The following is a 12535-nucleotide window of genomic DNA, read 5'->3' as shown; positions in this document are numbered from 1 at the left end:
GAACAGGCACAACGCCAGCACGTAGTAGACGACCACCCGCGCCGGCAGCAAACGCGACCCTTTCTCCCGCCGCCCCGTCTCGGCCAGCACCTCGTCCACCAGGCCACGATCGAACAGACGAGTCAGCACACCGATACTGATTCCATCGGTGAACGAGCGAGGGGACGGCACTGATCCACAGTACTGTCAACCACTTCACGACCTCAGACGGCCACATCCAAGATCGTTAACTTAGCGGCATTGGGGTCAATACAGCTAGACGGGAGGGTCGGCGCGGCGCCGACGCGTTCCCGTATCACGCGTATTTCCTGATCGGGAAACCCGGGAAGCAAAGTGGGTGCGATGGGGCAGTTTGAATCACTATGTGTTGACTTGGGTAGCGACTGACCTCGACGATGGCGTCGAGTTTTTCCGGTGATTTGTCCTACCGAGTCTCTGCGGTTCTCGTCAGATAAAACCGACCGCAAGGCAATCAGCTCTGAAAGGATGACATGGTCAAGAAGCTCATGGCAGCGGGTGTTCTCGCCTGTGCCGCTCTGGCCGCCGTGACGCCGGTCGCGTCCGCGTCGAATCCGGTCTTCGCCGGTGTCTACCCAAACCATGCGGAAGCCGCACGTGCTTGTGATGACGGCATCGCGCAGGGACGCTGGTCCTCCTGCCTCTTCGGGCCGCACCGCGACAGCGATCAGGAGGATCTCTGGGTGTACGCCTGAGAAACCGAGTTTTCCTCGGTAGGCCACAGCCGCTCGCGGTGCGGCTGTGGCCTTGATTGAGAGCGATGGCAGCAAGCCCACGGTCTGCGTCAACTCTGGGCGGACCGGAAGATTCCCGGCATCGGCAAGGAAGTCATCCAGGTGAAGTGGATGAATGTCGACTGCCGATAACCAGCGCAATGTTCCCGCGGCCGCAGGTGGGACGATGAACGAGCGGATCGACGTCTACGCCGACGTGAACCGGCACCTCGGTTCATCCATCCACAACGGCGATCTCAACCAGGACACCGACTCGGTGCACTACCACGGCAAGGGCAACAAGACCGCCACGACCGCCAAGCAGCTAGGACCGATGATCTCGTCGTCATCTGCACACGTTCTGGTGGGCGGCTCTGGCAGCGAGGATTGGCAGGAAGTTCCGGAACTTGGCTTCGCTGGACAGACGGTGGTAGGCCTCGGAAACCGCTTGCCGGACCGCCCGGTAGTCCGCCTTGCCGTTGCACCGTCGGTGGCTTCCTCGGCGGCGAGGTCGAGTTGCGCTTCGATCTCGGCGCGGAGGTCGTGCGGATCGCGAACCTTGTGTCCGTTGAGGGTTGGGTCATGGCTCCTCCCGGCTGACCATCGATGCTCCGCAGCTGACCGATCGAGTAGAGATTGCCTTCTGCCGGAACTGCCCAAACGATGGTGACAGCTGGCGCCAGGCCTCGGGGATGCGTGTGCTATCCGGCGGGGGTCAGGTTGGGCAGATGATCAGCAAGGGCGCTGAACCAGTGGGAGTTCGCTCTGCCGTGCCGCCGCGAGGGTCGCCAAGCTGGCTGCGACATCGGACGGATGGAAGGTCGAGCTGGGTGGCTTCGGCAGGTGGCTGATCGCCGAGAACCAGATCGAGCGGGGTGGGCAGCGGTGGCTCCTCGGCCTGACTGAGGACATGCAGCCAGTATTTGGCGCTCTCACCACTGTCACCAGCCCACAACTGTGCAACAGACATTGGCTGGTGACAGGCTGGACTTGGGTCTTCCGTAGCAGCCTCTCACAGGGTGTCTGGCCGCTGTGGGGGCCACTGGTAGTTGTAGTAGTCCTCCCACTCCTTGAGTTTGTCGTTGAAGACCCCGGCGTCGTCGATCACCACGCCGTCGAGCTGGCGGTAGAACTCCTCGGCGTCAATGCGGTGGCTGCGCTCGATGCTCCGATGTTCGTCAAGCTGCTGCGGTTGGTTGTTTGTTCGGTGGTCGTTGAGCGGTGGGTCGTGGGAGGTTGTTGTAGATCTCTCGGGCGATGTAACGCTTGAGACAGCGGATGATCTCGCGTTTGCTCAGGCCTTCCGCGGTGCGGCGTTGGACGTAGTCGCGAGTGGGCTGGTGGTGGCGGATGCGGACGATGGTGACGAGGTAGAGAGCGCTGTTGGCGGCGCGGTCGCCGCCGCGGCTGAGCCGATGCCGGCCGGTGGTGCGCCCGCCGCAGGGTCGGTTGTGGCGCGACACCGCAGAGCTTGACGAAGGCCGCTTCGCTGTGGATGCGTTCGGCGTTGTCGCCCGCGGTCACGAGGAACTGTCCGGCGAGCTCGACGCCGACCCATGGAGTTGCACCAAGTCGGGAGCGGCGGCCTGCATGAGCGCTTCGATCTGCTTGTTGAGCAGTTTGATCTCGTCCTCGTGGGTCTTCCAGCGTCGGGCTAGATCACGCAGTGCAGTCTTGACTCCGGCCAGGAGCAGCCGCTCGGCGTCGCCGGCCAACGACAGGAGATCATCGGTTTCCGGACGTAGTTGCAGACACCGGTCGACAAGGGTTCGTCTGGCGAGTGGGAGTAGGTCGTCGCGCAGCGGTGAGGGCGCTCCGATCATGACGCCCCACAAGGTGCTGAACGCCTGAGTGCGAGCCTTGACCGCGCTGGTGCCGGTGACTCGCAGGGTGCGGATCACCTCGACGCTGCCGGACTTGGCTTGGGGAGTGGCGGTCGAAGTGTGGCTGTGCACTGCTCGAGCGATCTGCTCGGCGTCGAGGCGATCGGACTTGCCGTCCATGCGCCCTGCCAGCCGATTGGGCCGGTTCACCTCGACGACGGATGCCGGCGTTGGTCAGGAATCTGGTCAGCGTGGCGCCGAACGAGCCGGTGCTCTCCACTCCAGCTGTATTGACCGGGCCGTGGCCGCGCATCCATTCCAGCAGGTGCCGGTAGCCGTGATCGGTCGCGGGAAACTCCTGATGACCAGGATAGCGGCCGTGCTCGTCGATAACTCTGGCGTAGTGGGTGTGTTTCTGGGTGTCGACACCACCGATGGCACCTGGGCCTGGCTTGTCATGCTGAACTCGCTCCTCCATGAGGCTGCTCTGACGGATCGGAGCGAACCGGCCGGGGGAGCGACAAGTCTGTGACGGGGCTTCTGGCCAAGCTTCTATCAGGTGAGTTCCGTCTGGCTGGTGCGCACCACGGCACCGCAGCAGAGCCGGCCGACAAATCGACCGCAGGACACCACGGTCATACCTTTGCCGGAGTCAGACCAGCTCGGCTGCAGCACCACAACCAGACTCACAGACTTGCCGTTGAGCCGCGGTGTGGCGGGGCGGATGTAGATGTGCCCGACACCCTGGTCCAGGACGTGCCAGTGGAACTGGGTCTGGAACTCCGCCCCGTTGGCGGTCTGGATCTTCTCGATCTGGAACGGCAGCCGCGACAGCACGTAGTCCAGGAACTGGATCGCGGTCTTCTGGTCTGATCGCGGGTAGATCCGCAGGATCCGCAGCCGGGTGCAGTCGTCGATCGCGGTGTACTGGTAGTCGTGCTTGCGTGTGCCCGCGGCGGTGGTGATCGGTTCGATGAACTTGACGTCGATCTGCACGTGGTGGCCTGGATGCTGCTTGTCGTAGCGCTTCCAGCGTTTCTGGCGGCTCTTGTAGCGCTCGGATGTGGGTAGCCGGTTGAGGCTCAGCCGCTTGAGAATGCGCCATACCACCTCCGGGTGGGTCGTCGCCGGACTGTGGTGCGGGGCGCTGGAGCGGTCTTTGAGACCCCCTCGTCCTCGAACGGCGCTTCCACCGGTAGAACACATTGCGGCTGATGCCGTAGTAGCGGCAGGTCGCGGCAACGTTGCCGCTGACCTCCTCGGCGTGGCGGTGTGGCGACTGCCCGGCCCGCTCGCGCCGCACCGCGTGGTCGTCGATGCCTGCCCCGACTGTCACGCCTGAGTCGTGACTCGCACCTACGGCTGGCTGTGCGTCGGCTGCCGGTCCTGGCGGGAAACCCATCCCGATATCGGAGACTGCCGCACGTGCGGGCAGCACGTCGCGCTCGATGCACAGGGCTCGTGCCGGCTGTGCCGCAAGAACCGCAGCCTGCTCGCCCACCGCCTCGGCCGCCGCATCAGCGACCTTAGTCTCGGGGGCCCACCGGCATGGCCAGCAACTGTTCCTCGCCGACCTGTGGCGCCGCGCCGGGCACGCCTGTTCCCGGCTAACTCGCCGGGACCACGCCGATGGCGGGGGCTATCTTCGTCGTCACGGAAACGCTGCTGGTCACGGTGCCGGGCTTGATCCACGGATAGTCCGCCTGCGCCTTCGCGACGGTCCGCTCGCCGATGATCTCGCCCTTGTCCGGGTCCACGATCAGGTCGCGGCGCTCCTGGTCGCTGTCCAGGCCGAGTGCGAGGCCCTTGCGCCCGTCCGGGGTGGTCGCCTCCTCGACGACCTTCACGCCGTCGATCTTCGACATCGCGCGCAGGAGGGGGCTGCGCAGGTCGGCCGGCATGATCCCGGAGTTCAGGAACTGGATGCCGAAGTGGAACATCGTGCTCGGGGACGAGCCGCGCTGGGAGGTGTAGTTCTTCAGCCACGCCAGCAACTGGTCGGGGTCGCGCGGCAGGTTCGCGTAGAACGCGGGCTGCCCTGAGTCCGTGGCGTCGCCGCACACCTTCTTCGGCTGGGAATTGGGGAAGAAGTCGCCGCACGCGCCGCGCCGCTCGCCCTTGTCGGTGTCCGCCGGCTGGTACGCGGGCACCTCGGCTGCGGGCATGGAACTGCCGATCAGCTTCGCGGAACCGGGGACGCGCTTCTCCAGCCACTCCTGCGTCACGTCCGCCGGGATCCAGGTCTGGTAGGTGACGTCGGCGAGGTAGGTGTAGCCGGCCGGGGCGCTCACGACTTCCTGTGGGGTCCCGATCTGGAATCCGCGCGAGTAGGAGCCCTTGACCTCGACGTACCGGTACTGGCCCGACTTCAGTTCCGGGTCGTTTGCGGTGATCTTGTCCGCCGCGTCGTTCAGGACCTTGGACGCCGAGAGGAGCGACACGTCGCGCTTGGTGGGCTGCTGTGCGGTGGTCGGCTGGGCCACCGGCTGCGCCGGTGCTCCGCCGCCCCCGCCGAGGGCGGCGACGCCTCCCACGACCGCGGCCGCCGCCGCTGCTGCCACGCCGACGACCAGGCCACGACGGCGAAAGGGCGACTTCGCCGCCGGGGCACCCTTCGCGGACGCTTCCCGCATCAGCTTCGCGCGGGCGTCGTCGAGTGATCGGTTGGACATGCGTGCCTCCAGGTGCAACGAGGCGAGTGCCTCGTCGAGTTGACGATCGGGGTTGTGGTCGCCGCGCTCAGTCATCGCGGTTCTCCTCTTGAGCGGTGCGGAGATGTGCTTGGAGCTTGTGGCGCACCCGGTGCAGACGCGACCGGACAGTGCTTGCCGGCATGCCGAGAGCGGCCGCCACCTCGATCGGTTCCAGCCCGGCCCACGACGTCAGGAGCAAGATGTCGCGTTCCTGCTCGGTGAGCGAGGCCAGTCCGTCGGCTAGGTGCCTGCACGACCGTTGGGCGTCCAGGCGGTCGACGGTCTGCGCGTCGTGCTCGACGCCCGCTTCCCGGAGGGCGTGCACGCGAGCGGAAGCCCGGTAGCCTCGGATCTCCGTGCGGACGTGGTTGCGCGCCAGGTTGGTGGCGATTCCGTACAGCCAGCCGCGGACGGGGGACTGCTCGGGGTCGTAGCTCGCGCGCCTGCGGAGAGCCACCAGGAACGTCTCCGCGACCAGATCGTCAGCGATGTTGACGCCGACCCGGCCCGCCAGGTAACCGTGCAGGGCCCGGGCGTACGTGTCGAACAGCCTGGCGAACGCGGCGGTCGGCTCCGCGTTGGCGAGGTCGGGACGTGTGTCGTCAACGTCCGGAGCGCGTTGCGCCTGTTGTGCTCTGCGTTCCTCGATCCGGTTCACATTAGTTGTTGTCCGAGGAAGCCGCTCGCGTCCCCAGACAACCGGACGAAGTGACCGACGTCACTCCCCCAGTGTGTTCCGCAGGAACGTGTACGTGAACGCCGGCTGCTTGTCGTCGGCCGCGCCGCCGTGGCCGCCCTCGATGGGGTCTGTCGAAATACGAGCGGCTCTGCCTCGTAGTCGGTGGTGACGTCGAGCAGCTGTTCGCGACCATGATCTTGTGATGACTGTCGATTCCCTTGTGGAGACAGTGTGCTCCGGACTGTCAGCGCTGGTTATCGAGGACGTGACGGAGGACGGCGGCATCGTGGTGGTCAAGGTCGGCACTCGAGCTGCGGCCCGTGTCGTGCCCTGTCTGCGGGACCGAGACCGCGAAGGTGCATGGGTGTCCTGCCCGGTCGCGACGTGGCCATTTTGGAGTCGTGGCTGCGCGAGCATCCCGGCGTCGAGGTCGTGTGCCGGGACGGCTCGGCCACCTCACCGACACGGCGAGCAGGCCGGCCAGGCGTGCCGCCGCCCGGCCGCACAACTGTTGCGCCACAGGGGATATCTGCCGGACGAGCCGCACCGTGTGGCGCTGATGGCGTTCGAGCAGTCCGAGGCATCCCGGAACGTCTGCCGTGGGCAGCTCCGAGCCGGGCAGACCAGCCGCCGCACGCGCAGGCGAACGGCGACCTCTCGGCCATCGACCGGCAGGTCCTTCACCGCCCGGTGGTGAACCGCGACATGTCGCGGCCGGTCTCGGCATCGATGATGATCGTGGCGTAGCGCTGACGGCGACGCAGGGCGAAGTCGTCCACGCCGATCACCCGCGGAATCTCCAGCCGGGTCACGGGCAGGCGTTGCAGACGGCGGAACTCGGTGCTGCGGGATGCGACCGCCCCGTCACGACCGCCCGCTATGCCAGCCGTCTCCCGCTCACCACACCCGCGAACCTGCGCCCGAACGACACTGCGCTGCTGGAGAAATCGCCGCAGCCTGCCCCGAGATGGCCGCACTCGCCACTCTGGTACGAGGCTTCGCCGCACTGCTGAGGCCGACTGCGGGTAACGACGTGAAGCTCACCGAATAGATCGCGTAGGCTCGCGCCGTCGATCTGCCGCATCTCCGCAGTCTCACCAACGGTCTCGAGATCAATCGGTTCGCCGTGGACGGTGCCGTTACCATGCCATACCACAACGGCCGCACCGAAGGCGTCACACCCGCACCAAGAGGATCATGAGACAGATGCACGGACGCGCCGGATTCGACCTTCTCCGCCACCGCATCCTTCTAACCCTGATAGGCACAGGCGACAGATCGTTTTGCAGTCAGCCGCAGCGCTGCTTCCTGGCTCGGCGTCGGCGATCCAGTCGACTTCTCGGTCTGTGTTTCGGCACGCTGCGTGCACGTGCCAGTTCGGTGCACGCAGCGCCATGAGCGTGGTCAAACGGCTGGGCGAAGGGGACCGCCCAGGAGGTAGTCGGCGAGATGGCGGGAAGCGGTGGTGAGCTGTGCTGCCACCTGGTGGCGGCTCATTCCGCGTCGTTTGGCCGCGGTTGATCGGTCTCCGTGGTCGAGGAGAACGTCGGAGACGAGGTCGGCTTCGTGGGGCGTGATGACACGTGAGAGCATGGCTCCGGGGAGAACGAGGTCTGGGTGTCCGCTCGCCGTGCACGAGTCGAGTGCGGTGTCGGGGAGTTCGGACCGGGACATCGTTCGCCGCCTTTCGTTGTCGCGGGCTTCGTGGCCGCGCCGGAACGCCGCCCAGTAGAGCCGCCCGAAGATCTTCGGTGATCGCGCATCGGTGACATCCAGTGCTTGAAGGAAGCCTTCGAGGATTTCGGAGTCGAGGTCGTTGCGGTCACCGCAGAAGCGGGAATTCAGCTTCCCAGCGATGTGCTTGAGACCGGGCATCATCATGGCCGCGGCGACGATAGTCCACGGTTCCGGTGTTGCATGTGCCCTTCGGACGAGTTCGTGCCACACGGCGTCCTTGCTCACCCAGCTCGTCTGTCGTTTGAGGAGCAGTACGCGCACCTGGTCCAGGGGCAGCGCCTCGTTGGGCAGGCCGCATCCGAGTGCCGCGCAGTCGAGGGTCAGCGGCTGCGGGCCGGCGGTCATCGCGAGGATCGCCGTTCGATCACGTCCAGATGAGAGGGGGAGAGCGAGGTCATCGGGGAGGTGCATTTCGGGGGCGGGGAGACCATCTCGCCGCCTATTCCGCTTCCTACGGCACTTGGTGGAAAGGATTCACCACAACGGGTGGCGTGTCGCTGTCGCGCTTCACATGCGGGCGCGGCCCGCATGTGACCGTCGCTGTTGCGTGCCTGGCAGGATGACCAGCCGTGGTGGTGAGCGTGAGTACGGTGCGGAAGCTGGCTGACGCGAGGTCGTTCAAGCGAGGTGAGCGGATATTTCGCGGCTGGTCAGGTTCCGCGGGTCACGGTGGACGCGGTGACCGTGAACGCCACAGTGGACGGCACTCGGCCCTATCGCGTGCGGCACGATGTGACGACGAAGGGCTTGCGCGGGCGTTGCTCCTGCCCGTCCAGAGCTGACGGCGTGTTCTGCAAGCGCTGTGTGGCTACTTCGCTGGCCTGGCTGGAAAGGCGGAGAGGCGGAGAGGCGGGAGAGCCGCACACGAAACCGCTGTCGGACAAGCACTTGCGGCTGCTCCTGCGTGGTTGTGGCCAGGAGTGGCTCGTCGACCAGCTGATGATGGCCGCGAAATCCGTCCGGCACGCCGGATCTCCGGCCCGGCGTGCCGGACCGGAAACACCGCTCCTGGGGCCAGTTCCAAAGTCCCGGACTCGTGGTCTGGGGACGCTCAAGCAGGTGCTGTGGGCGGAGCTCAGGCTGTCGGGTTCGTGAGCTCGCGGACGCGGTCGCCGTAGAAGCCCAGTTTATCCGCGTCCATGACTCGCTCAGGGTACTCGCGAGCGCGTCGCCGATCACCGACCATGAAGTAGTACTTCCCGAGCTCGAAGAGGCTGAACAGGTCGAAGGCGTCGAGCGCCAGGGCCTGGTTGTAGAAGCTGAGAGCGAGGCGATCGTTCCCGTTGAGGGCGTGCGCCCACCTGAGCTTGGAGTGGACGACGACGGCATCCGGCCGCTCCGCTCGAACGGTCTCGAGCAACTGGATCGCGCGCCCGTAGTCGCCATCAAGCCCCGCCGCGACGGCGAGCCGGAACCGCGAGTACGGTCGGTCGACGGCACCCACAAGGCGCTCGTAGATCACCACCGCGTCGCCGTACTGCTGGAGGCTGGTGTACAGCTGACCGAGTCGCTCGAGAACGTCGCGTCGCTGATGACCTTCGACCGGGTAGCCACGATCGAAGGCAGTGAGCAACTGCTCGTACGCTTCGGCCGCTTTGCGGTCGTAACCCAGTCGCATACAGATGCCGCCGAGCATCCGCAGGTACTGAGGATGGCCGTCGCTCCGATCGACAGCAGCCTCCGCCGCCTCGAGGGCACCTTGAGCGTCGCCGTCGGCGAGCCGCTGCTTGGCCAGTTCGAGGTAGTAGAGCGGACTCGACGAAGGTGGCTGGAAGCCGAGCTGGCTGGGCTCCGTGCGAGCTGGCATGCTGCCGCCGCCTCCTCAGCGCGCAACCGGTCAAGGCATGCATGCACGGCGGCGCGCATCGACCCACAGTTCTGAAAACGGTTCTCGGGCCGCCACGCTATCGCGCGAAGGATCACGTCCTCGAGATCCGCAGGCACATCGCGGTTGATATCACGAGGCTTGGCGACCTGTATGCCGGTCAGCAGCTGATGCGGGGTCGAGTAGGGCAACCGTCCCGTGGCCATCTCGTAGAGAAGAACGCCGATCGAGTAGATGTCGCTGACGTCCCGGGCGCGCTTCCCCTCGAGCGCCACCTCCGGGGCCATGTACGCCTCCGTGCCGTGGCGCTTGGTCCAGACCCACACATCCTCGAGCCGGCGGCTCGACCCGAAGTCGGTGATCTTCGCTACCCCGGACGCCTTGTCGACAAGGATGTTCTGCGGCTTCAGGTCGTTGTGCGAGATGTTCGCGGCGTGGACAGCAGCAAGACCGTCGAGGATCTGCATCGTCCACTCCAGCATTTGTTCGAGCGTGAGCGGCGCACGCGTACTGACGCTGTCGAGGACCTTCGCCAGGTCGTAGCCATCGACGAACTCCATCTCGATTACGAAGAGCTCGCTGATGTTGTGGAAGCCGTGGACGCGAACGATGTTCGGGTGACGGATTTCCCTGATGATCTCTGACTCCTTGCGAAGCACCTCCTCGCCCTTCTCCTGGTCTTTCGGAATCTTGATCGCAACCGTGGCACCATCCTTCAGTCTCCGCGCCTGCCACACCTCGCCGAAGCTCCCTTTGCCGACCTCGGCTAGCTGTACTGACCTGAGAGGTTCGGAACGCGGCTGGCGAGTGGCTGGCCTTTGAGCGCGGTGTGACCGCGGTGGTGATTGTTAGGTGTGGAGCCATCGCGGGAACGCCTCGCGGCGTTCGGTCTCGGTGCGGTAGGGGCGGGCGTAGGCCCACTCGTCGAGCAGGGTGCGGTTGAACCGCTCCACTTTGCCGTTGGTCTGCGGCCGGTAGGGGCGGGTGCGTTTGTGGACGATGCCCGCGTCGGCCAGGGTGTCGCGCCAGAGCCGGGATCGGTAGCACGACCCATTGTCGGTGAGCACCCGCTCGACGGTGATCCCGTTGGTGTGGAAGAAGGTCTGTGCTCGTTGCCAGAACGCGACGGCGGATTCCTTGGTCTCGTCCGGCAGGATCTCGGTGTAGGCCAGGCGGGAATGGTCGTCCACGGCGTTGTGCAGGTAGCTGTGGCCGAGATTCGCGCGACCGCCTTTCTTGCGCGGCCGGCTCGGGTCGCGATGTGCGGAACTGTTGCGCAGGCCCGCTTGCCTGCCGTGGACCTTGTGGCCACCGCCGTCGGGAATGTTGTCCAGCTTCTTGATGTCGACGTGCACGAGCTCGCCCGGTGCGGCGCGCTCGTAGCGGCGCACCGGCTGCCCGGTCGCGCGGTCCACGTGGGATAGCCGGGCCAGGCCGTAGCGGACCAGGATCCGGTGCACGGTCGAGGGCACCAGCCCGAGCAGGTAGGCGATGCGTGCCGGCCCCCATCGCCGCGCCAGGCGGATCTTGATGATCCGCCGCCTGGTCCGGGTCGGGGTCCGGCGCGGGCTCGACAACGGACGCGAGGACCGGTCGGCCATGCCCGCGACGCCGTGCTCGCGGTAGCGGTCGGCCCAGCGTTTCGCGGTGCTAACCGAGACCTGGAACCGTTCCGCGGCTCGCCGCAGCGGCCAGCCGTCGTCGACGACACACCGGGCCAGGCGCAGCCGGCCCAGCTCGGACAGCGGTGCGTTAGCGTGAGTAATCGAGGGCCTCCTGGCTAGCCGGTGCAGATGTCGCAATCCACACCGAACCCGGAGGCCCTCCCTCATGCCAAGATCATCCGATCACGTGTCGGACCGTTCGCAACGTCGCGGGTCAGTACAGCTAGCTGGAGGTCAGCACCCACCAGCTGGACGTTGCCCTCTGCCTTGACGCGTGAGGCTGACGGTCCTCGGAACTGCGAGAAGCCGGCCTGCAGGACGCAGATTCGCTCTACTTCCCGCTCCGCCAGGAAGGTCGAGAGCAGCTTTCGAAGGGGCAGCAGCGCGTGCCCCTCACCCGCGTCAGCGGACAGATTCTGCGACATCGACGGGAGCGGCAGAACGCGGGGTCGAGCTCGGCCGCCATCAAGGAGCGCCCACTTGAAGTCGGGAGACCTGGGAAACGATACCGAGGACTTTCATGCGCCGTCCTCCGCCAGCTCTGGGATATCGTCCGCGGTTGGCGCCTTGAGTGCGCCCGAGAGGATCGCCTGCACGTCGAGGGTGCCCTCGTTCAACGCTTCGACGTCGGCCCTCGCCTCGTTGACCAGATCGACGGCCAGCTCGTTGAGCACCTGATGCCGTAGGATCCGCTCTCCAACGCAGGCCTGATCCTTGGCGCCGAACACCGGGATCAAGAACGCGCCGATGTCCTCGGGGTACACACGCCGCTGTCGGATTCCGCGCGAATACCGATCGTTCTGCATCTACCCGAACACGGAGTTGAGATACAGAGCGAGGAAGCCGGGATGTAGATCGTCGCCGTGGCGGAGGATGGACACATCGCCACCGACAGCCATCGGAAGAAACTGCGGCAACACGACAGCCGCTTCCCCTACGGGCGGGCCAACTGAGGTGTAGACGACATCTCGCGCAGCAGTTGGCGCGTTCGCCGAGGCAGCCAGCACGCCGTGAACGGCGTTGTAGGTCTGCTGGTCGAGGGTGAGTTGCCCGCCTTTCGGCTTCTTGACCGGGACCGTGAAGGTCCCGGGCTCGCCTTCGTAGCCTGGGTCGGTCAGCGCCAGGGCGCCGTCGCTGACCAGTCGGTGATCGCGGCCAGCAGTTCTGGATCGGCGCGGGCGGCGCTCATGTCGTGCTCCATAAGCTTGTTGATGTCCAGGACGAGGTGTCCTGGATGTTCCCGCCGTGATGGTGGTGCTTGCCGCTCCACCACAGGTCCACCCCGGTGGTGGGGCCGGGCGTGGAGATCCGGTCGCTGCGCATAAGCGTGCCGTCCACGATCACATGGGAGTGCCCGGCCGCCTTGGCCGCCAGCAGCGCCCC

11 protein-coding genes and 7 pseudogenes are annotated in these 12535 nt (G+C 66.0%); 2 read left to right on the top strand and 16 right to left on the bottom strand.

Annotated elements, in window-relative coordinates; translation table 11 throughout:
- Positions 1–171 (bottom strand): transposase domain-containing protein (locus IEZ09_RS44915; protein WP_229813538.1); only part of this gene is annotated, 171 nt, incomplete at its 3' end.
- A gap of 320 nt (positions 172–491) precedes the next feature.
- Between IEZ09_RS44915 and IEZ09_RS44910 the strand changes: the two genes are divergently transcribed.
- Complete coding sequence (locus IEZ09_RS44910; RefSeq protein ID WP_189259971.1) at positions 492–713, top strand: hypothetical protein; 222 nt, start codon at positions 492–494, stop codon at positions 711–713.
- A 364-nt stretch (positions 714–1077) separates the two neighbouring features.
- Here the strand turns inward: IEZ09_RS44910 and IEZ09_RS48110 are convergent.
- The 9 genes and pseudogenes from IEZ09_RS48110 to IEZ09_RS47635 all read right to left on the bottom strand — a co-directional run.
- Positions 1078–1188 (bottom strand): annotated as a pseudogene (locus IEZ09_RS48110) (three-helix bundle dimerization domain-containing protein); the annotation flags it as partial.
- 721 nt (positions 1189–1909) lie between these two features.
- Complete coding sequence (locus IEZ09_RS48105) at positions 1910–2194, bottom strand: transposase (RefSeq protein WP_368856231.1); 285 nt, start codon at positions 2192–2194, stop codon at positions 1910–1912.
- A 57-nt stretch (positions 2195–2251) separates the two neighbouring features.
- Positions 2252–2734 (bottom strand): hypothetical protein, encoded by a 483-nt coding sequence (locus IEZ09_RS47235; RefSeq protein ID WP_229813537.1) that lies wholly within the window; start codon positions 2732–2734, stop codon positions 2252–2254.
- 49 nt (positions 2735–2783) lie between these two features.
- Positions 2784–3032, bottom strand: a pseudogene (locus IEZ09_RS48100) (IS110 family transposase); the annotation flags it as partial.
- Between the two features lie 77 nt (positions 3033–3109).
- Positions 3110–3664, bottom strand: a complete 555-nt coding sequence (locus IEZ09_RS44895) for a DDE-type integrase/transposase/recombinase (protein ID WP_189259970.1) — start codon at positions 3662–3664, stop codon at positions 3110–3112.
- Positions 3665–4161: 497 nt separating this feature from the next.
- Positions 4162–5301, bottom strand: coding sequence for a CU044_5270 family protein (locus tag IEZ09_RS44890; RefSeq protein ID WP_189259969.1), 1140 nt, complete (start codon positions 5299–5301; stop codon positions 4162–4164).
- Positions 5294–5905 (bottom strand): RNA polymerase sigma factor, encoded by a 612-nt coding sequence (locus tag IEZ09_RS44885; protein ID WP_308202467.1) that lies wholly within the window; start codon positions 5903–5905, stop codon positions 5294–5296. The genes IEZ09_RS44890 and IEZ09_RS44885 overlap by 8 nt, the downstream gene beginning before the upstream one ends.
- A 484-nt stretch (positions 5906–6389) precedes the next feature.
- A pseudogene (locus IEZ09_RS48200) lies at positions 6390–6622 on the bottom strand (ISL3 family transposase); the annotation flags it as partial.
- A complete protein-coding gene (locus tag IEZ09_RS47635; RefSeq protein WP_268247700.1) occupies positions 6607–6738 on the bottom strand; it encodes a hypothetical protein in 132 nt (43 codons plus the stop codon). The gene IEZ09_RS47635 and the pseudogene IEZ09_RS48200, both read right to left, overlap by 16 nt.
- A 33-nt stretch (positions 6739–6771) precedes the next feature.
- On the opposite strand from IEZ09_RS47635, the pseudogene IEZ09_RS47230 reads away from it, so the two are divergent.
- Positions 6772–7183 (top strand): annotated as a pseudogene (locus tag IEZ09_RS47230) (transposase); the annotation flags it as partial.
- Positions 7184–7330: 147 nt separating this feature from the next.
- Here IEZ09_RS47230 and IEZ09_RS44880 read toward each other — a convergent pair.
- The 6 genes and pseudogenes from IEZ09_RS44880 to IEZ09_RS47225 form a co-directional block, all read right to left on the bottom strand.
- On the bottom strand, positions 7331–8008 hold the full coding sequence (locus tag IEZ09_RS44880) for a hypothetical protein (protein ID WP_189259968.1): 678 nt from the start codon (positions 8006–8008) through the stop codon (positions 7331–7333).
- Positions 8009–8738: 730 nt separating this feature from the next.
- Complete coding sequence (locus IEZ09_RS44875) at positions 8739–9128, bottom strand: tetratricopeptide repeat protein (RefSeq protein WP_189259974.1); 390 nt, start codon at positions 9126–9128, stop codon at positions 8739–8741.
- A pseudogene (locus IEZ09_RS44870) lies at positions 9122–10243 on the bottom strand (serine/threonine-protein kinase); the annotation flags it as partial. The gene IEZ09_RS44875 and the pseudogene IEZ09_RS44870, both read right to left, overlap by 7 nt.
- A gap of 11 nt (positions 10244–10254) precedes the next feature.
- Positions 10255–11254 (bottom strand): annotated as a pseudogene (locus IEZ09_RS44865) (IS481 family transposase).
- 416 nt (positions 11255–11670) lie between these two features.
- Positions 11671–11958, bottom strand: coding sequence for a hypothetical protein (locus IEZ09_RS44860; RefSeq protein ID WP_189259966.1), 288 nt, complete (start codon positions 11956–11958; stop codon positions 11671–11673).
- A 415-nt stretch (positions 11959–12373) separates the two neighbouring features.
- Positions 12374–12535, bottom strand: a pseudogene (locus IEZ09_RS47225) (IS5/IS1182 family transposase); the annotation flags it as partial.

Origin of the sequence: Lentzea flava (assembly GCF_014648475.1) — a bacterium.
GTDB lineage: Bacteria > Actinomycetota > Actinomycetes > Mycobacteriales > Pseudonocardiaceae > Lentzea > Lentzea flava.
The sequence above is the reverse complement of the archived record's forward strand: the minus strand, read 5'-3'. Positions and strand labels throughout refer to the sequence as shown.